Raw genomic sequence first — 17776 nt, forward strand, 5'->3', positions numbered from 1 at the left:
GGGCCCAAAAATTTCACAAATCGTCCGCAGCCTGCCTGCGGCATGCCGCCGCTGCCGGAATAAAACTGAATACCGCCGCTGCTGCCACTACAACGGCAATCATAATGCCCTCCTGCAAAGTAAAGCCTGCGGTAAGGTTAACGGCAGTTTTTTCGCGCAGCAGATATGCCAGCGCCGCAAAAGCGCCGTGCCCAAGCGCCGCGCCCGCCGCCGTGCCTATGCAGGAAAGCAGCATGCCCTGCAAAAAGTTAATTTTAATAATTGCTTTCTGCCCTGCGCCAATGGCACGCATAACAGCATTGTCGTGCCTGCGCATGGCTGCTGCCCAGTACGTTGTAAAGGCAATAATAATCAGCGACAGCAAAATTACGGCATAGCTTATAATTTGCAGCACTTTTTCCGCATCGCCCATTACCGAAAACAATTCTATTATTGTCTGCGAAGGAAATACCACCTGCATTTCCTTATTGTTGCGGTATTGTGAAAGCACTGCCAGTGCCTGCGCATAACCGGCAGGCTTAATCAGCACCCCGGTTACGCCCTGCACCGCCGCGCCGTGCCCTGCGTGGGCAGCCCAAATGCTTTTAATATCGGTTAAAATGCTTTGGTCATACGGCCCGTTAACCGGTTTTAAAATGCCAACTACTTTATATTCCTGCGCATGCCCTTTGCTGCCCGGAATTTCTACCATGCCGTGCGAAGTTTTAAAAGTATCACCAACTTTTAACCCCGTCATGGCGGCCATTCTTGCACCAAGCACGGCTTCAAAAGGCGCTTCAAACGCACGCCCTTCGTTTATTTGCAGCCACTTGCCGCGCTGCGGGTTAATTACATAATTAAAAATTTCCTTTTCCGTTCCCGCCATGCGGAAGCCGCGGTAATTATCGCCGTAACCGAAAGGCACTGCCATTGCCACATTTTTATTGGCACGCAGCTTTTCCACTTCGGTATAACTGATATTGCTCATGGGTGTGTCTTTTAAAAACACCGTATTCAGCACCAGCTGATTAGGGCTGCCCTTGCTGCCCGCAACTATCGGGAAAGGTTCTGCCGCCGCCGTAAGCCCGCTGTGTACGCCGTCTGCCAAAAGCAGCACCAGCACCGCCATGGCAATGCTTGCCATAACAACGCAGCAGGCAACAAGGCTTTGCAAAGGTTTAAACATAATATTGCGGCGTACTATTTTAATGATGCTCATGAGTTATGAACCTCCCGCCTTTAATGTCAAACCATTCGTCAAACTGTTCTTTAACGCTTTCGTCATGCGTGGAAAGGATAAGCGCCGTGCCGTTTTCGCTGCATAAACCACGCAGAAGCCCCAGCACAATGCGGCTGTTTTCCGCATCAAGGCTTGCCGTGGGTTCATCTGCCAAAAGCAGTACAGGCTTGTTGATAACGGCGCGCACAACGGCTATGCGCTGCTGTTCGCCGATGCTTAATTTCCCGGGCAATGTGTCTTTTTTATTTGCCAGCCCCACGCGCTCCAAAAGCATGGCTGCACGTTTTTTTAGTTCAGCCATATTGCCGCCGGCAAAATAACCGGCCAGCAAAATATTTTCTTCCGCCGTCAACGCTTCTATAAGGTTCAGTTTTTGAAACACATAGCCGATATTGCGCGCACGCCACAAATCACGCTCTTTTTCCGGCATATTGTCAATGCGCACGCCGTCAAAATAAATTTCGCCGCCGCTTGGCGAAAGAAGCCCTGCAATCATATGCAGAAGGGTTGTTTTGCCGCTGCCGGAAGGGCCGGTTAACAGCATTTGCCCGCCTTTATCGAGCATTAAATGCTCTGCGTGGCTGACAGTAATAATTTCACCTGAAGGTTCCGTAACCTGTTTAAATACGTTTTTAATCTCCAAAAGCATTATAAAGCCTCCAGTGACTGCGCCTGTATGCGCACAAGGCTTACAAAGCCTGTTTCGGCGTCAACTTCCGTGCCTAATTCCAGTGTGCCGGTAACGCTTATCGGGCGGTCAAACGGCAATGCCACAACAGGCTCGCTGAGCTGCACAACAACAATATCCGCAGGCCAGTCAGCATCCGTGCTGCAAAACGGGCAAATGCTCATCGGCTCGCGCGTCAGCACAAAAAAGTTAATGGTAGGCGTTAAGGGCGGCGCCATAAAACCAGTCATCTGCACCGTCTGCCCTTCGCTGTTTTTCAGTTTATCGGAAAACGTAATGCCAAGCGAAGAAACACCGTCATACATTTCATCAAAAGTCATGCTTATTGCTGCTTCTGCCCTGCTGCACAAAAAAGGCGGTTCAAAGTGAACCGCCTTTAACGGCAAGTCTGCGGCGGTAAAGGCACCGCCTGCCAGCAGCAGGAACGAAAGCAGAAAACTTTTCAAAAAGTTTCTGAGCATCTTCCTGCCTCCGTAATTTAATTATTTTTTGTAGTTTTTGGTTCCGTCAAGGCCAAGGGCTCTAACCATACCGAAGAATACCTCGGTGTTGTCCATTACGCCGTTGAAATATTCGCTGCCGGGGCCCATGGCATTCAGCAGGATATCGTCAGCGGAGTGAACTTCCTGGGATTCCTTGTAAGGAATGTTGCCTTTGTAGAATTCGCCTTCCAGTTTCGGGTTGGCAATGGCTTTGTCGCCTGCCATAATAGCCGGGGAAGTCGGAACTTCTTTAAATTTATAGTTGATGTTGGTATCCGGATGGTTAGCAAACTGAACTGCAAGGGTTACGTCCGGGTTCGGGTTGTCGGGGTAGCCGTCGCCGTCGCGGTCTTCAAAAGTCGGCCAGCCTGCTGCTGCATAAGTACGTACTGCTTCGCGGCCGGTTTTGCCGTCCAGTTCATGGTAAGTGCCGGTAATGCTTGCGCCGTGTGCATGGTCGGCAACTACAATAATCAGAGTGTCATTGCCGTTTTCGGCAGCAAATTTCTTGGCTACGCCAACAGCCTGGTCAAGTTCAATATTGTCGTAAGCGGCACGCTGCCAGTCCATAACGTGCAGCTGTTTATCAACGCAGGCGCCTTCAACCATCAGGAAGAAGCCGTTTTCATTTTTGCTTAAAGTATCAATAGCGCGCTGAGTCATTTCCACAAGGCCCGGCTGGTCATTAAAGCCGCCCAGAACTTTCGGGTTTTTCAGCATGGCGCGGTCGATATATACATTCATGTTATCCAGCTGGTACAGGCCAAGAATTTTATCTTCGTCTGCCGGAGTATTCAAAAGCTCGGTTCTGTTGCCGGAGAAAGTATAGCCCAAATCTTTAAACTGTTCTACAACGTTAACATTATCTTTGCGTTTGGAACCGGGCACATTCATCGGAATGAAGTGGCGGGAACCACCGCCCATGATAACGTCCGGACGGTGATAATCTTCGGTCATGGTTTCGGCAATAAAGTTCTGTTCAGCACGGCGGCGGGTATGGCTCAGCATAGCTGCCGGAGTAGCGTCGGTAATGTTTGAGGTGGAAACAATGCCGGTTGCCATGCCTTTGGTACGTTTAACAAGCTCGATAATGTTTTCTACTTTCGGGTCGTCAAACGGGTCTTTGGTGCTGTTGGCATATACGCCCATAGCGTTGTTAACGGATTTATGGCCGGTTGCATAAGCAGATGCGCTGTTGGCGGAGTCCGTTACCAGAGAATCATAGCCGGAAGTTGTAATAACAGCCATGTGCGGCATTTTTTCCATGTTCAAAAGGTCGTTGTATTTGCCGTCGCTCAGGCCTTTGGAAAGGATACGGGCCATTTCGCGTGCCTGCAGGCTCATGCCGTCGCCTACAAACAGAATTACGTTTTTGGCTTTTTTCTTGGCTTTGGCATCGGTAACAGTGTAGTTTACAACATTTTTATTGCCGCCGCTTACAGCTTCTACTTTAACAGCGCCTGCTTTGGTAAAGGCAACATCAGGAATGCAGTAAACGGTTACACCGTCAGCAGTTTTAACTTCGCCTTTTTTGCCAAAATATTTTTCGGCGTCAACGCCGTCAACAGTTACTTTAAAATCATCAGCAAGCCCTTTAACTTCTACCTGCAAATCAAAGCGCTGGCCTTTTAAAAATTTGGCCTGGTTAATAGGCATTACACTTACAGGGTTCTTTTCCTGAACGGTATAGCCCGCAGCTTCAACGTGGGCAGGAAGATATACATTTGCTGCTGCGGCACAGCCAAAAATGCTTAAAAATGCACAAACAGCAGCAGCAGTTTTTCTTTTTTTGCTGGATAATTTCATAAAACTTTAGTCCTCCTTTTAAATGGCAGTTTAGTATATTGTTATTTTAGGTTGGCTTTATTATAAGCAAATTATTTAAAAATTTAATGCAGCGTAAGTAAAAAGTATGTAAAAAAGCACCGCCGGTATCATCCGCCAGCGGTGCCAAAAAACTTTTATGCTATTTTAAAAAGCCCTTGCTCTCCAAATACTCTGCCAAAAATTTGCCCATACGGTTAACAAGTTTTAAGCAGTTAATTAAATGCTCGCGCGTGTTAAACTCATACGGCATCAAATCTTTACATTCGGAAGAACCAAATTCTTTTACAAACAAATCATGATATTCCTTACTGTAAGGGTAAACTTCCGGCAAAGGCTTTTCCTGCGGGCTGGTGCGCCCAACAAAATAACTGATGACCATTACCGACCCAACCAGCGCACCGCAAACAGCGCGTGCGTGCCCCATGCCGCCGCCAAACGCCGTAACCATGCGCATGGTGTTGTCGTCAATCTTCAAGCCGCCTTCAGTGCGGAACGCCTGCAAAATTGCCTCGCCGCAGTTAAACCCGCTTTTAAAAGCATTGCCTGCCGCCGTGCCGATTCTTTCACTTAATTCACTCATAACCAATCCCTCCTGTACGGAAAGTTTACTATGTATATATTTCGGCATAGTTATGGTAACTCCTTTAAAATAAAAAGAATATTAAAACAGCGTCAAGTGTAAACTAATTTGACTTTTTTTACCTTTTTGCTATAATAATTATAGAAAAACAAATGGCTGCCGATAGACGGTCAGCCTGCAATAAAGTTTTGGTTACATAGTAGCCGCTACAGCATTGACAGACGCGTGGCGGTTACTACTGTTTTTTGGATAAATCTTTTCCGAGGGCATAGCCAAGGGAAAACACTGTTATTGTATAACCGATAATGGTTAAAATATCAATAACTTCCATACTATCCCCTCCTCCATAGTATTTCCGCGTACGGATTTCTATATCAACAGAGGGTCACAGTCCCTCCGGGGAGGGCTAACCGCCTACCGTTATGGCAGCACATTTGCTTAGATAGTTTAACAGAAAAATATAATCCTGTAAAGATACTAAAAGCGCACCCGTTAACAGCGGATGCGCTTGTTGTTTATTAAGCTTTGATACATTTGCAGCTTTTAATAATTACCGAAACAGCAGGCTGGCTGATATTAAACAAATTGGCCAAAAACACCTGCGACAAGTGACATTCATTATAAAGCCTGCAAATTTCTTCGTTGCGCTCAGTGCGGTTTGTAAAAGGCTGCACCGCCACTTCCGTGCCGGTAATATTTAAGCCGCTGTCGCGGATTACCACAATTCTGCGGCTGCCGTCTGCATCCCTTATTTTTAGTTCCCATGTGCGCATGCCGCTTCTGCAGCGCGGCAGATAATTTTCAAACTCTACCGTACCACCAGCCGCAAATTTTTCCAGCACTGTTTTATCAAGCCCCGTATTTTCCTGATTCATTTTTACCTCGTTCTTTCTTTCACATCACCCATAAATAAAAAGTAACTGTTTTTATTTTATATTTTTAATTTTAAAACTCCCAGCGGAAGCCGCCGTTAATTTGCCAAGTGTTATCAAAATCAGCACCGAAGGTACGTTCTACATCAGCCCAGAAGTAACTGTTTTTGCCCAAGCTAATATCCGCACCGATACCAACATCACACCAGGTTTCCTGCCCGTCATATTCTTTGTCGTAACGTCCGTCATTACCCGTCAGGCTAAAGCTCTTGTCGCCCGCAAATTCGTGCAGCAGGTCGGCCTTAATGTAAAAGTTATCGTGTTTGCCGTTGTCTTTTACATATTCGCGCCCAATGCGGAAACCGGCACGGCCGCTTAAGCTTGTTGCGCCGTCCTGGTCAACGTCAACTCCACTGTCGGATACATAGCTTGCACCGCCGACACGCGCCAGGTGAGCCTGAACCTGCGGCTCAAAATACCAGCCTGTGCCCATATCGTTTTTGCGTCCCCATTCGGCACTGATGCTGCCAAACCACTGGTGGTAATCGCCGCCAATATCTTCGTAACCACTGCTGAAAGCGCCGCTTACATCATAATCGCTGTTAATACGGCCGCCGCGCAGCACCAAATCACGGTAATGCCCTTTCTCGCCCAACCATGTATCGTACAGGCTTACGGCGTAACGCTCGTGTTCTCCTTCGCCGCTAATACCAATAATATTAGTATCAGCATCAGTGTAATCAATAGCAACGCCGCGGTAATGCTTGCCGTCCTTTTCGGTTACTTCATTATCAAAACCAAGCTGGAACATATCTCCGTTGGTTTCGTAAGTATCATCCCAGCCTGTTTTGCTGTGGCGGTAACGAACCCAAACGCCGTTATCGTTTTCAAGGTAACGTGCTTCACCCATGCGTTTGTTTAAGGTGTCAAGCTCCGTGCCTAAAGCATAACCTGCATACATTGCACCTTTGGCAGCTTCAAAGTTGGCATTGCCTTCGGCAGATTTACCGGTTAAACCAATGTACCAATCTTCGCCTGTGCTGCCTGTTTCACTGCCAACGCCATACTGATAGTTATAAATGTTAGAAGCATTGCTGTATACAGCATTTGTACCCATAGTTGTGGTAAATGCCGTGTTGCCATCCTCTACATTGGCAAAATACAACTTATCACCAATGTTCATTTTATCAAAATTTGCTTTAGAAGCATCAAAATCTAAAGTTTGAGTAGAACCAACTTCACTGTTTTCAATAAAAATATAGTCGCTGTTATCCGTTGCTTTTTTAGCTCCATTATTACTTAACCAATCAATATCAGTTTTAAAAATGCCGCCATTACCTTTTAAATTTTCAATAGTTACATCTTTATGATTTGCAGTCCGGTCATCCGAAAGTTTAACTTCATCAACCACATTGCCTTCTTCATCATAAACCTTTACTACTTCATTTTCATATTTATTTTGAATGTAAGCATCATCAAGTGCTACAATACCGCCATTTAATTCTAAATTTTCAATTTCTGGTATTTCATCATAAATCCATTCAGCACCATTATTAAGAGTTACATAGGCAGTACCTTGTTTATATTTAAAAATAAAAACTTTTAGTGTATCATTCACATCACCGTAAAAATAAGAATCTGTCGAATTGAATGTAACTCTAATTTCATTGTTTTTAGCTGAAGTATCGCTTGATACAAAATCAATGTTACCAATAATACGTACCCTGTCACCAGAAACTGTTATTCTATTACCATTTTTGGTACTTGCTGATAAAGCGGTACTTTTTTTCCTCACTAAACCATTTTTATAGCCAGAACCACCTAATGAAGCTATATATACATCATCACCAGTAATATTTACTTTCGTTCCATTAATTACCTGCAAACCGTCATTATTTGCTATGTTCAATGTGGGGTCTTCACCATCAGGTGCATCAACTGTATTAACAATATATACATTACCTGTAATAGTATGTTCCTTAGCATCATCAAAAATTATAGCAGCGGTAGTGTCATCTTTTTTATCCGAACCACTAACATTTATATTAATACCATTAATATCTATCTTATTCTTTTCATAACCAAATGTATTTCCCCAACCATTAACATTACCATAAAATTCAATGTCAGCCGCCCACGCAGGCACAGCAATACTGCTTAACATCAACCCCAGCACAATAGCCCTTTCCAAATTTTTACTACATTTCATTTACATTACCCCTTCCGCATTTTTATTATTGCATATAACCTTTTCTTTATTATTCCGTAACACAAATTTTACTTTGATGTTATATGCAGTAATATTATACCAAACCATCTCCCCCCCCGCAAGCAAAAGTTCGCATAGCGAACTTTACTTTTGGGTGGGCAATGCCCACGGCGGCGTAACTGCCCCGACCGCTGCCCGGGGCATGTTCCGCCTTGCATGCGCTTTCTGTTACTTTTTGTTAATAACGCCGCAAATTAAAATTTGCGAGCCGCCCGCCGCTCCGCCAATAAAAAACTGACAAGGTAAACTTTTTTGCAAAACCGGCTATTAGTTATATGCAGCGCTCAACAAAAAACACCAACAGCATACTTTGTGCCATTGATGTTTTTAACTGCTGTATTTGACTTTATCTTTTAATTTGCTATAATAATTATAGAAAAACAAATGGCTGCCGATAGACGGTCAGCCCAACAAAATGATATTGTTATTTAAGTAACAACCGTCAAAGTTTTGTCAGGACTCATGGCGGTTGTTACTGTTTTTTAGCGTAGTCTTTTCCGAGGGCATAGCCAAGGGAAAACACTGTTATTGTGTAACCAATAATGGTTAAAATATCAATAACTTCCATACTATCCCCTCCTCCATAGTATTTCCGCGTACGGATTTCTATATCAACAGAGGGTCACAGTCCCTCCAGGGAGGGCTAACCGCCTACCGTTATGGCAGCACATTTGCTTAGATAGTTTAACAGAAAAATATAAAACTGTAAAGATATTTTTACTTTATAAGTTAAAACCCGGAGCCTACTTTTGAGCAAGCTCCGGGTTTATTTTACGCTGTTATATTATTTTACTTCAGTTTTCCACAAGCCGTGCAGATTGCAGTATGCGTAAACGGCAACGGGTTTATCGCCGCCTGCAAAAGCAAATTCTGCTGACGGTTTGTCGCCCGGTTTCAGTGCTTTGCGCTGTCCGCCCTGTTCCGTTTCTACATAAATCCATTCAATATAATGCTCTGCAAGCATCGGGTGTTCAGCGCTGCCAACCTGTACTTTCAGCACGCCGCCTTCCATAGTGTAAACCGGCAGGTGTTTTTCCTGCGATGCTTCTACAGTGTTGGCGGTAAGTTCTGCCATCGGTTCGCCGCAGCAAATAATAGGTACGCCTGCATTTTTAATCATGCCAACCATGTTGCCGCAATGTTTGCAAACATAAAATCTTTTTTCCATTCTGTTCATCTCCTTAAATAACTTTTGTGTTTATTACAAAGCCCCTGCTTTGATTAACCAAGTGCCACGTCCATTATCATCATTATGGTAAAGCCCACAATAAAGCCAATGGTAGATAAATCTGCGCTTTCATGCTCGCCCCCGCTTTGTGCTTCGGGTATCAGTTCCTCTACCACCACATAAAGCATGGCCCCAGCCGCAAATGCCAGTGCATACGGCAAAACGGGCGTCATTCCGGCAACAGCCCACGCGCCAAGCACGCCTGCCATTGGTTCTACCACGCCGCTTGCCTGCCCGTACATAAAACTTTTAAAGCGGCTCATGCCTTCACGCCTCAGCGGAATGGATACCGCCGCGCCTTCCGGAAAGTTTTGCAGGCCTATGCCAAGCGCCACTGCCATAGCTGCAAGCAGGGATGTATGGTCGCCGCTTGCCGCCGCTGCGCCAAAGGCCACGCCAACTGCCAGCCCTTCCGGTATATTATGCAGCGTTATGCTGAACACCAAAAGAATACTGCGTTTTAAATGCGTCGGTATGCCCTCCGTCTGCCCTTCTTTGGCAAAGAAGTGGGCATGCGGCATAACGTGGTCTGCCAGGCACAAAAAGCCCGCGCCGCCGACAAAGCCGATAGCCGCTACCAGCCACGCCGGTATGGGCGCGCTCTGCGCCATTTCAATGGCAGGCTCCAAAAGCGACCAAAAGGAAGCCGCAACCATAATGCCTGCGGCAAAACCGAGCATCATATTCAGCACGCGCTTGTTTATTTCTTTAAAAAAGAAAACCATGCCCGCACCAAGCGCCGTCATAAACCAGGTAAAACAGGTTGAAGCCAGCGCCAAAAGCACAGGGTCATTTATTTTAGCTAAAAATTCCATAGGTCACCTCTCTTGTCTTACTTTAATTATATATCAAAAAATAATTTTTACAATCTATTTCACCAAAAAATCATTATTTTATTTCCCGGGCAACAGAAAAACGCCCCTAATGTTAGAGGCGTTGTTTCTGCTTTATGGAGAAATGGATTTAACATAAACGGGGAGGGCCGCTTATGCAGAGAATAAGTTAAGCTTTGGCAAGCAGGCTGCCAATTTCTTTACATTCCTGTCTGGCAGCGTCATCAGGTTCGCCCATAGCAAGTACGCCCGGATGCAGAAGTTCCGCACCATCGGCCTGTACTCTGGCTTCCCAGTCCTGCATGTAGCTGCCGCCCCATCCGTAAGAGCCGAACAGCACTACTTTTTTGCCTTTTAAATTATCTTCAACCATGGTAAAGAAGGGTTCAAATTCTGCTTCTTCCAATACTTCGGCGCCCATGGCACTGCAGCCAAAAGCAATTTTATCATAAGCAGCTGCTTCGTCGGGAGTAATTTCACTTACGCTTTTAACAACGGCCTGTGCACCAGCTTCGGCAATGCCTTCGGCAACGGCTTCGGCCATCATTTTTGTATTGCCGGTTCCGGACCAGTAAATTACAGCTATTTCCATTAATAATACCTCCTTTATATGGCAGCGGCAGCAACTTTTAACGTTACGCCGTTCTGCAATGCCTGCATCAGTTTTTCGCGGCACAGCGTATATGCATCAAACATTTTTTGCGCACGTTCTGCGTTGCCGTAAACCTTCCAGTAACCGCAGCACTTAAAGTTGCGCCCTTTATAACGCTTAAAGCCTTCTATATCTTCCGGCGGATAGCCGAGAATGATGCCTATTTCATGCGGAAAGCTTTCTCCGCCCGCAATTTTTGCGGCAATTTGGTTTAAAAAATCCTGTACGCCGGTATCGGCAGCATAGCCAAAACGGGCAAGATAATTTTGAATTACCTTTTTTTGAAAAATCTTTTCGGTAAGTTCAGTATCATAAACCAAAATTAATATATGCGCACGACAGCGGCACAACAATTTAAAACGTGTATGGCTGTCTTTAAACTGTTTTTCATAATCTGCCAGTATTTCTTCTGCCTGCGGCATTACCCCAGCAGGGCAGCTGAACAAATTTGCCGGTTTAATTCCTGCAATAGCAGGAGCCGCATGGAAAGCAAAAAATTCATCAAGATTGTTAAAACCAAGAATGCTTTGTGCCATAATATCACCAAAAAGAAAGATTGCTAACCAAATATTCCTCAGGAGGGGCATTGGTCAAAGCGCAGTTATTTAAGCAGTAATCAAAAGAAGAAGGTTCTTCAGAATACTTGGTTAGCTTAATCTAACTCACATTTAGAAGTATAACATAAAAAGCATTAGTTAGCAACCCCTAACTAATGCTTTTGTGTAAAAATTTTTTTATTTTCTTTTTAACGTTTCTTAAACAGCTTAAACAGGTCTGTTTTTTCTTCACTCATAAATTTATAATCCGGTACGGCTTCTTCTGCTTTTTTGCGAGCCGCCTCCAAATCATAAAAAACTTCCCATTTGGCATGGTTCAGTACATGCGGGTCTGCAAGGCGCAGAAGATACGCCGGATGATATGTTGCAATGCAGTCGTAACCCTGGCGCGTTTTAAACCATTTGCCGCGGTCACGGGTTATGCGCATATCCGGGCTGCCCAAATAATGCAGCGCTACGCTGCCCAGCGCCACAATTACTTGCGGCTGCAAAATTTCCAGTTCTTTTTCCAGCCAGCGCTGCGCGCAAAAATCGGCTTCAGCAATATTAGGCGTACGGTTTCCTTTAGGGCGGCATTTTACTATATTGGTTGTAATTACTCTGTCCCTTGTCATTTTGGTTGCCCACAAAGCTTTGTCCAAAAGCTGTCCGGAAGGGCCAATCAGCGGGCAGCCATAATCATCCTCGACCCCGCCGGGTCCTTCTCCTACAAATACTATCGGTGTTTCGGCGCAGCCAAACCAGCCGACAGGGCCTTTGGCAAATTCGCACAGTTTACATTCCCTGCATTTTGCCAGCTGCTGTTCAAGTTCCTGCAATGCTTCTTCTTTCAATTTTCAACCTCTCCCAAACTAATCCACTGCGGTGTTTTGTTATATCTGGTTTTTATAAAGGGCAGGTATTGCTTCAGCTGCGTGCGCCCTTCTTTAACGGCATAAACGGCAGCGTGCATATTGCCCGATACCGGCGAAACCAGCTTGGAAATGCTGATAACATTTATTAACCCGCCATTTGCGTTAAAAACGCTCTGATTCATATTAATATACCAGTTTTGGCTGTTTCGCGGCTGATGCCCGTCCATTTCGGCAATTATAATGTAATCTGCGCCAACAGCCTGCGCCTCGCGGATAAAGTAATTCAGCGGATAAAATTCCTGCCTGTATAATTTGATATCGTCATCCATAATTATATATCTCGGCAGCATGTTCTGATATTCCGAAAGCAGAAAACTTTGAATATCCGGCATATACGGGCGTTTTTCCAGAGCCCGGCTGGAACCTATCCATACCGCCACAAGCGGCTCGCTGCCGTTAAGCTGCTGCATGGGAGTTTTTGCAATCAGCCCGGCCTCCTGCGCTTTTTGCAGCGCCTTGTAATATTTGTGTACCGATACATCGAAATACATTGCCATATCATGCTGCTGTGTTGCCAGCTTAGGCGATACACTGTATTTGTATTGTTTGCCAAACTGCTTATAGCCGCCAAAAAAAGTCTGCAAGCTTCCGGGAACAGGGTCTGCCGTATTGGTTATGCGCCACAGCAAAATCTTATCGCTGTAGGCTTTGGCAAACGCCGCGTTGCCTATGGCAGGTGCGCCAAAAGTAATTACCGGCACGCGCCATTTTTCTATACCCATGCTTACAAGGCGTTCCGCCGTAAGCGTTGCCACCGCACCGCCAAGGCTGTGCCCTGTTAAAAGCACTCGTACCTTCGGGTTGTTTTTAATCTCCTCAACAAACCGTTTGCTGCTTGAACCGTCCTGCATGGTAGCACTTAAAACAGTGTTTACATATTCGTTAAACCCTTTATGCACCATAGGCACCGTTTCATCTTCTTTAACAGTTTGGGCAAAAGTTTTAAATTCTTCAACCGTACTGCCACCATACGGAACCTGTTCGGTTTCAAGGTTTATTTTCCAGTCGCTTTTGTTGGCGCTTCCGCGGAAGCCCACTATATAAAAATCAATATCCTGTTCTTTAATATGGTTTTTGGCTACAACAATGCTGCTGTCAACTTTACCGTCTTTTAATTTAAACGGCACAATCTCCCAGCCATAATCGCGCAAATACGCAATTTCCGGCGCCTGCTGCGGGTCATAAATGCCAATGCAAAGCCCTGCGGCGATATTAACAGCTTCTGTAAAATAGTATTCTTTTATAATGTCCTGCTTTTCGGATGATATGGCAGCAGCCAAAACCTGCGCCGAAAAGCATAAAATACATACGCAAAGCACTAAGATAAATTTGAGCCTTTTCATAATAATACCTGCTTTAATTGTTGATATATTTTAATTATAGCATTTTAAAAAGCAAACATAAATAAAAAGAACGCATCTTCCTGAGAAAATGCGTTCCGGTTTGTTCATAAGCCGATTCTATATAATTAATTGGGATTAATAACTATATATTACAGACGAACTACATTAGCAGCCTGCTCGCCGCGGGGACCTTCAACTACGTCAAATTCCACAGCTTGGCCTTCTTCGAGGGTTTTGAATCCATCAGCCTGAATTGCGGAGAAATGTACGAATACGTCGCCGCCTTCTTCACGTTCAATGAAACCGTAACCTTTTTCTGCGTTAAACCATTTTACTTTGCCAGTCATCTTTTCTGGGCCTCCTAAAAATATTACTTAAGTGCGAAAATACACTGTCTCGCACTCACTCCGCCTATTATACCCTATCAATATAAATAAAGCAAGGCACTTTAGGCAAAATTGCAAATATTTTCAGTAAATTGTGTTCAATTTGTTACGTTCTATTAATTTCAGCTTTTCCGTATGGCTTAGCTGTTTAATTGCATATTCACGTTTTAAGGCTTCGCTTTTATCAGTAAGTTCCTCGCAGTAAACAAGCTCTACCGGGCCGCGGCTGCGGGTATATTTTGCGCCCTGCCCGCTGTGATGCGCTTTCAGGCGTTTTTCCATATCATTGGTCCAGCCGGTATAAAGCGAACCATCTGCGCAGCGCAGCATATATACATAGGCCGGCATTATTTTACAACTTCAACTTTTTCCATTACTACCGGTTCAATCGGGCGGTCACGGAAATCAGTCGGCACTACGCCGATTAATCTTACTCTGTCCATACCTTCTACAATGCGGCCGAAAATCGCGTGATGACCGTCGAGCCACGGAGTAGGCGCAAGCGTGATAAAGAACTGGCTGCCGCCGGTGTTCGGGCCAGCATTTGCCATAGAAAGCACGCCTTCGTCGTCATGTTTAAGTCCTTCGCCAAATTCATCTTTAATTTTGTAGCCGGGGCCGCCCATGCCTGTACCGGTCGGGTCGCCGCCCTGAATCATGAAGCCGTCGATTACACGGTGGAAAATAATACCGTCATAAAAGCCTTTATTTACCAAATCCAAAAAATTTTTGGCAGTATTCGGTGCTTTGTCTTCAAAAATTTCTGCAACAAAAACACCTTTATTGGTTGTAAATTTTACTTTGCTGTTTTCGCTCATTATTATGCCTCCATTACATTTATTATGTTATTATTTTACACAATTAACCATGTCTGCGGCAAGTGTTTTTCCAAGCTGCGGGAAATTTGCATGTATAAACAAAAAAACAGCGGTTATCCGCTGTCTTTTTGTTTATGTTAGCTGTTTATACCAATCAGATGAGCTCGATAATTGCCATTTCAGCAGCGTCACCGCGGCGAGGACCAACTTTATAAATACGGGTAAAGCCGCCCTGGCGGTCTGCGTATTTAGGAGCGATCTCGTTAAACAGTTTTCTCGTTGCTTCTTCGTCCACGAGCTCAGCCATTACCAGGCGGCGTGCATGAAGGTCGCCGCGTTTAGCCAAAGTAATTAATTTAGCAGCATGTTTGCTTACTTCCTTAGCTTTAGTTACGGTAGTTTCGATTCTCTCGTGTTTGAAGAAAGAACTTAAAATGCTGCGGAACAATGCTTTACGGTTGCTGGAATTGCGGCCCAGTTTTCTGTATGCCATCTGTTTCCGACCCCCTTCTTATTCTTCTTCACTTTTGCGCAAGCTGAGGCCCATATCACTGAGTTTTTTCTTAACTTCTTCAAGCGATTTGCGGCCAAGGTTACGCACTTTCATCATATCTTCTTCTGTTCTTTGGATAAGTTCATCAACCGTGTTGATGCCGGCGCGGCGCAGGCAGTTGTTGGAACGTACGGAAAGGTCAAGGTCGTCAATGGAAACGGAACCTGTACCTGCCGGTGCGCCCTGTTCTTCTGCAGCAGCTTCTTCCGTGCTGCCGGATACGGTGATGATGCCGGAAGCAGTTTCAGCTGCCGGCTGGAACATTTTCAGATAGTCAATCATAATGCCGGATGCCATGCTTACAGCAGTATCAGGCTCTACGCTGCCATCTGTCCAAACTTCCAAAGTCAGTTTGTCATAGTTGGTAACATTACCTACGCGAGTATCGGTAACACCGAACTTCACTCTGGTAATAGGAGAATATATGGAATCAACGGGAATAACTCCTATCGGCTGATCCGCACGTTTATTCTTATCTGCCGGAACATATCCCAACCCTTTGTCTACATTAATTTCCATATTGAATACCGCATCGGTATCAAGTGTGGCAATGTGCAGTTCAGGGTTTAAAATTTCCACATCTGCGTCAGCAATGATGTTTGCTGCCGTAACCTCCTGCTCGCCGCTGCATTCAATGCGCAGAACTTTAGGTTCGTCGCCGTGCAGTTTAAGGCAGAGGCCTTTGATGTTTAAGATAATGTCTGCAACGTCTTCCCTGACGCCAGGAATTGTAGAGAATTCATGCAGTACACCTTCGATTTTAACGCTGGTTACTGCTGCGCCCGGCAGTGAGGACAGCAATACTCTGCGAAGGCTGTTGCCGAGAGTAATGCCGTAGCCCCTTTCAAGCGGCTCCCAAACAAATTTACCATAACGCCCGTCATCGCTGATATCAGCTGTGACCATTTTTGGTTTTTCTAATTCGATCATATGGAAAGCCTCCTTCTTTTGCGTATTACCACAATACGCCCAATATATGGTGGCATGAAGATGTTCAAACTATTATTTGGAGTACAACTCAACGATGAGATGTTCTTCGATAGGAACATCAATTTCCTCACGAGTCGGGTAACGGTCAACTTTGCCGCCGAGATTTTCAGCGTCCTGAATCAACCATGCCGGAACGGTTTTGCCGGCAAGAGTTTCAGCCATGCCTTTGAAATATTCTTTGGAACGGCTGCCTTCCATAACGGAAATAACGTCGCCTGCTTTTACCAGAGCGGAAGGAATATCAAGGCGTTTGCCGTTAACGGCAATATGGCCGTGTCTTACAATCTGACGAGCCTGACGGCGGGTGTTTGCAAGACCAAGACGGAATACAACGTTGTCAATTCTTCTTTCCAGAAGGATGAGCAGGTTTTCACCGGTGATGCCTTCCATTTTTTTAGCTCTGTCGTAGTAGCCGCGGAATTGTTTTTCCAGCAGGCCATAAATAAATTTTGCTTTTTGTTTTTCAGTTAACTGAATGCCATATTCACTCTTTTTTCTGTTAGCGCGTTTAGCCTGACGGTGAGATTCCTTGCTAATGCCCAGAAATGCCGGAGTTAATCCCAAAGATCTGCATCTTTTCAGGACAGGCGTTCTATCAATTGCCATCTATGCTACACCTCCAATTATACTCTTCTGCGTTTCGGCGGACGGCAGCCATTGTGCGGAATCGGGGTTACGTCTCTGATGGAGTTAACCTCAAGACCAGCAGCCTGAAGTGCGCGGATAGCGGCTTCACGGCCGGCGCCGGGGCCTTTTACATAAACTTCAACCTGTTTCAGGCCATGTTCCATAGCTGCTTTGGTTGCTTCTTCAGCAGCCATCTGTGCAGCGAACGGAGTGCTTTTGCGGCTGCCGCGGAAACCAAGGCCGCCTGCGGATGCCCAGCTCAGAACATTACCTTCGGTATCAGCGATAGTAACGATAGTATTATTGAAAGTCGAACGGATATGAGCTACACCGTTAATAATATTTTTGCTAACTTTTTTCTTGTTGCGAACAACTTTTTTACCAGCCACTCGTTTATCCCTCCTTCACTGATTATTTCTTCTTGCCGGCAATAGTACGTTTAGGACCTTTGCGGGTACGTGCATTGTTTTTGGTGTTCTGGCCGCGAACAGGCAGACCCATACGATGTCTGCGGCCGCGGTAGCTGCCAATTTCAATTAAACGTTTAATATTGAGGGATTCCTCTCTGCGGAGGTCACCTTCTACTTTATAATCAGCGTCAAGAGTTTCACGGATTTTAGCAACTTCTTCTTCGGTGAGATCGCGAACGCGGGTATCAGGGTTGATACCGGTTTTTGCGAGGATTTCTCTCGATAAAGTAAGTCCGATGCCATAAATATAAGGTAAAGCGTATTCAATACGTTTATCTCTCGGTAAATCGACACCTGCAATACGTGCCATTAAAGCGCACCTCCTTCTTATCCTTGTTTTTGTTTATGTTTCGGGTTTTCACAGATTACCATAACATGGCCTTTACGTTTGATGACTTTGCATTTTTCACATATTGGCTTTACAGACGGTCTGACTTTCATTTTTTAACCTCCTCTTGCCTGTCTTGC

The 17776-nt window shown here is 45.2% G+C and carries 22 protein-coding genes; all 22 read right to left on the bottom strand.

Annotated features, from left to right (window positions below; all coding sequences use genetic code 11):
* Positions 1 to 13 precede the first annotated feature (13 nt).
* On the bottom strand, positions 14 to 1198 hold the full coding sequence (locus M3079_RS09110) for an FtsX-like permease family protein (RefSeq protein WP_249078879.1): 1185 nt from the start codon (positions 1196 to 1198) through the stop codon (positions 14 to 16).
* Positions 1185 to 1868 carry an ABC transporter ATP-binding protein gene (locus tag M3079_RS09115; protein WP_249078881.1) on the bottom strand — a complete coding sequence of 228 codons (684 nt, stop codon included), beginning with the start codon at positions 1866 to 1868 and terminating at the stop codon, positions 1185 to 1187. Before M3079_RS09115 ends, M3079_RS09110 begins: the two co-directional genes overlap by 14 nt.
* Complete coding sequence (locus tag M3079_RS09120) at positions 1868 to 2368, bottom strand: hypothetical protein (RefSeq protein WP_249078883.1); 501 nt, start codon at positions 2366 to 2368, stop codon at positions 1868 to 1870. Before M3079_RS09120 ends, M3079_RS09115 begins: the two co-directional genes overlap by 1 nt.
* A gap of 21 nt (positions 2369 to 2389) precedes the next feature.
* Positions 2390 to 4195 (bottom strand): alkaline phosphatase, encoded by a 1806-nt coding sequence (locus M3079_RS09125; protein ID WP_249078885.1) that lies wholly within the window; start codon positions 4193 to 4195, stop codon positions 2390 to 2392.
* Positions 4196 to 4355: 160 nt separating this feature from the next.
* Complete coding sequence (locus tag M3079_RS09130; protein WP_249078887.1) at positions 4356 to 4796, bottom strand: C-GCAxxG-C-C family protein; 441 nt, start codon at positions 4794 to 4796, stop codon at positions 4356 to 4358.
* 518 nt (positions 4797 to 5314) lie between these two features.
* Complete coding sequence (locus M3079_RS09135; RefSeq protein ID WP_249078888.1) at positions 5315 to 5671, bottom strand: hypothetical protein; 357 nt, start codon at positions 5669 to 5671, stop codon at positions 5315 to 5317.
* 70 nt (positions 5672 to 5741) lie between these two features.
* Entirely contained in the window at positions 5742 to 7877 is a 2136-nt protein-coding gene (locus M3079_RS09140) for an autotransporter outer membrane beta-barrel domain-containing protein (protein ID WP_249078891.1), read from the bottom strand.
* An 844-nt stretch (positions 7878 to 8721) separates the two neighbouring features.
* Positions 8722 to 9105, bottom strand: a complete 384-nt coding sequence (locus M3079_RS09145) for a desulfoferrodoxin family protein (RefSeq protein WP_249078893.1) — start codon at positions 9103 to 9105, stop codon at positions 8722 to 8724.
* Positions 9106 to 9158: 53 nt separating this feature from the next.
* Complete coding sequence (locus M3079_RS09150) at positions 9159 to 9980, bottom strand: ZIP family metal transporter (protein WP_249078895.1); 822 nt, start codon at positions 9978 to 9980, stop codon at positions 9159 to 9161.
* A 187-nt stretch (positions 9981 to 10167) separates the two neighbouring features.
* Positions 10168 to 10590, bottom strand: a complete 423-nt coding sequence (locus M3079_RS09155; RefSeq protein WP_249078896.1) for a flavodoxin — start codon at positions 10588 to 10590, stop codon at positions 10168 to 10170.
* Positions 10591 to 10604: 14 nt separating this feature from the next.
* Entirely contained in the window at positions 10605 to 11186 is a 582-nt protein-coding gene (locus M3079_RS09160) for a DUF3793 family protein (protein WP_249078898.1), read from the bottom strand.
* A 209-nt stretch (positions 11187 to 11395) separates the two neighbouring features.
* Entirely contained in the window at positions 11396 to 12040 is a 645-nt protein-coding gene (locus tag M3079_RS09165) for a uracil-DNA glycosylase (protein WP_249078900.1), read from the bottom strand.
* A complete protein-coding gene (locus M3079_RS09170; protein ID WP_249078903.1) occupies positions 12037 to 13464 on the bottom strand; it encodes a lipase family protein in 1428 nt (475 codons plus the stop codon). The genes M3079_RS09165 and M3079_RS09170 overlap by 4 nt, the downstream gene beginning before the upstream one ends.
* Positions 13465 to 13613: 149 nt before the next feature.
* The gene (locus M3079_RS09175) at positions 13614 to 13811 is read right to left on the bottom strand and encodes a cold shock domain-containing protein (RefSeq protein ID WP_021715492.1); all 198 of its coding nucleotides are present in this window, start codon (positions 13809 to 13811) and stop codon (positions 13614 to 13616) included.
* Positions 13812 to 13934: 123 nt separating this feature from the next.
* Positions 13935 to 14198: a GIY-YIG nuclease family protein gene (locus M3079_RS09180; protein WP_283162476.1), complete on the bottom strand. Its 264-nt coding sequence runs from the start codon at positions 14196 to 14198 to the stop codon at positions 13935 to 13937.
* The gene (locus tag M3079_RS09185) at positions 14198 to 14668 is read right to left on the bottom strand and encodes a peptidylprolyl isomerase (protein ID WP_021715490.1); all 471 of its coding nucleotides are present in this window, start codon (positions 14666 to 14668) and stop codon (positions 14198 to 14200) included. Before M3079_RS09185 ends, M3079_RS09180 begins: the two co-directional genes overlap by 1 nt.
* A 154-nt stretch (positions 14669 to 14822) precedes the next feature.
* Positions 14823 to 15161, bottom strand: a complete 339-nt coding sequence (gene rplQ, locus M3079_RS09190; protein WP_021715489.1) for a 50S ribosomal protein L17 — start codon at positions 15159 to 15161, stop codon at positions 14823 to 14825.
* An 18-nt stretch (positions 15162 to 15179) separates the two neighbouring features.
* Positions 15180 to 16151 (bottom strand): DNA-directed RNA polymerase subunit alpha, encoded by a 972-nt coding sequence (locus M3079_RS09195; protein ID WP_021715488.1) that lies wholly within the window; start codon positions 16149 to 16151, stop codon positions 15180 to 15182.
* A 72-nt stretch (positions 16152 to 16223) separates the two neighbouring features.
* Positions 16224 to 16817 (bottom strand): 30S ribosomal protein S4, encoded by a 594-nt coding sequence (rpsD, locus tag M3079_RS09200; RefSeq protein ID WP_021715487.1) that lies wholly within the window; start codon positions 16815 to 16817, stop codon positions 16224 to 16226.
* 17 nt (positions 16818 to 16834) lie between these two features.
* The gene (rpsK, locus tag M3079_RS09205; protein ID WP_249078905.1) at positions 16835 to 17227 is read right to left on the bottom strand and encodes a 30S ribosomal protein S11; all 393 of its coding nucleotides are present in this window, start codon (positions 17225 to 17227) and stop codon (positions 16835 to 16837) included.
* Between the two features lie 22 nt (positions 17228 to 17249).
* Positions 17250 to 17618 carry a 30S ribosomal protein S13 gene (gene rpsM / locus M3079_RS09210; RefSeq protein WP_021715485.1) on the bottom strand — a complete coding sequence of 123 codons (369 nt, stop codon included), beginning with the start codon at positions 17616 to 17618 and terminating at the stop codon, positions 17250 to 17252.
* A gap of 17 nt (positions 17619 to 17635) precedes the next feature.
* Positions 17636 to 17749, bottom strand: coding sequence for a 50S ribosomal protein L36 (rpmJ, locus tag M3079_RS09215; RefSeq protein ID WP_004092858.1), 114 nt, complete (start codon positions 17747 to 17749; stop codon positions 17636 to 17638).
* Positions 17750 to 17776: the final 27 nt, after the last annotated feature.

The sequence above is a fragment of the Phascolarctobacterium sp. ET69 genome (genome assembly GCF_023336935.1).
GTDB classification, from domain to species: Bacteria; Bacillota; Negativicutes; order Acidaminococcales; family Acidaminococcaceae; genus Fusicatenibacter_A; species Fusicatenibacter_A intestinipullorum.

Excerpts from the sequence above, each read along its gene's own strand:
- M3079_RS09110 (WP_249078879.1), bottom strand. The coding sequence starts at position 1,198 with ATGAGCATCATTAAAATAGTACGCCGCAATATTATGTTTAAACCTTTG.
- M3079_RS09115 (WP_249078881.1), bottom strand. The coding sequence starts at position 1,868 with ATGCTTTTGGAGATTAAAAACGTATTTAAACAGGTTACGGAACCTTCA.
- M3079_RS09120 (WP_249078883.1), bottom strand. The coding sequence starts at position 2,368 with ATGCTCAGAAACTTTTTGAAAAGTTTTCTGCTTTCGTTCCTGCTGCTG.
- M3079_RS09125 (WP_249078885.1), bottom strand. The coding sequence starts at position 4,195 with ATGAAATTATCCAGCAAAAAAAGAAAAACTGCTGCTGCTGTTTGTGCA.
- M3079_RS09130 (WP_249078887.1), bottom strand. The coding sequence starts at position 4,796 with ATGAGTGAATTAAGTGAAAGAATCGGCACGGCGGCAGGCAATGCTTTT.
- M3079_RS09135 (WP_249078888.1), bottom strand. The coding sequence starts at position 5,671 with ATGAATCAGGAAAATACGGGGCTTGATAAAACAGTGCTGGAAAAATTT.
- M3079_RS09140 (WP_249078891.1), bottom strand. The coding sequence starts at position 7,877 with ATGAAATGTAGTAAAAATTTGGAAAGGGCTATTGTGCTGGGGTTGATG.
- M3079_RS09145 (WP_249078893.1), bottom strand. The coding sequence starts at position 9,105 with ATGGAAAAAAGATTTTATGTTTGCAAACATTGCGGCAACATGGTTGGC.
- M3079_RS09150 (WP_249078895.1), bottom strand. The coding sequence starts at position 9,980 with ATGGAATTTTTAGCTAAAATAAATGACCCTGTGCTTTTGGCGCTGGCT.
- M3079_RS09155 (WP_249078896.1), bottom strand. The coding sequence starts at position 10,590 with ATGGAAATAGCTGTAATTTACTGGTCCGGAACCGGCAATACAAAAATG.
- M3079_RS09160 (WP_249078898.1), bottom strand. The coding sequence starts at position 11,186 with ATGGCACAAAGCATTCTTGGTTTTAACAATCTTGATGAATTTTTTGCT.
- M3079_RS09170 (WP_249078903.1), bottom strand. The coding sequence starts at position 13,464 with ATGAAAAGGCTCAAATTTATCTTAGTGCTTTGCGTATGTATTTTATGC.
- M3079_RS09175 (WP_021715492.1), bottom strand. The coding sequence starts at position 13,811 with ATGACTGGCAAAGTAAAATGGTTTAACGCAGAAAAAGGTTACGGTTTC.
- M3079_RS09180 (WP_283162476.1), bottom strand. The coding sequence starts at position 14,198 with ATGCCGGCCTATGTATATATGCTGCGCTGCGCAGATGGTTCGCTTTAT.
- M3079_RS09185 (WP_021715490.1), bottom strand. The coding sequence starts at position 14,668 with ATGAGCGAAAACAGCAAAGTAAAATTTACAACCAATAAAGGTGTTTTT.
- rplQ (WP_021715489.1), bottom strand. The coding sequence starts at position 15,161 with ATGGCATACAGAAAACTGGGCCGCAATTCCAGCAACCGTAAAGCATTG.
- M3079_RS09195 (WP_021715488.1), bottom strand. The coding sequence starts at position 16,151 with ATGATCGAATTAGAAAAACCAAAAATGGTCACAGCTGATATCAGCGAT.
- rpsD (WP_021715487.1), bottom strand. The coding sequence starts at position 16,817 with ATGGCAATTGATAGAACGCCTGTCCTGAAAAGATGCAGATCTTTGGGA.
- rpsM (WP_021715485.1), bottom strand. The coding sequence starts at position 17,618 with ATGGCACGTATTGCAGGTGTCGATTTACCGAGAGATAAACGTATTGAA.
- rpmJ (WP_004092858.1), bottom strand. The coding sequence starts at position 17,749 with ATGAAAGTCAGACCGTCTGTAAAGCCAATATGTGAAAAATGCAAAGTC.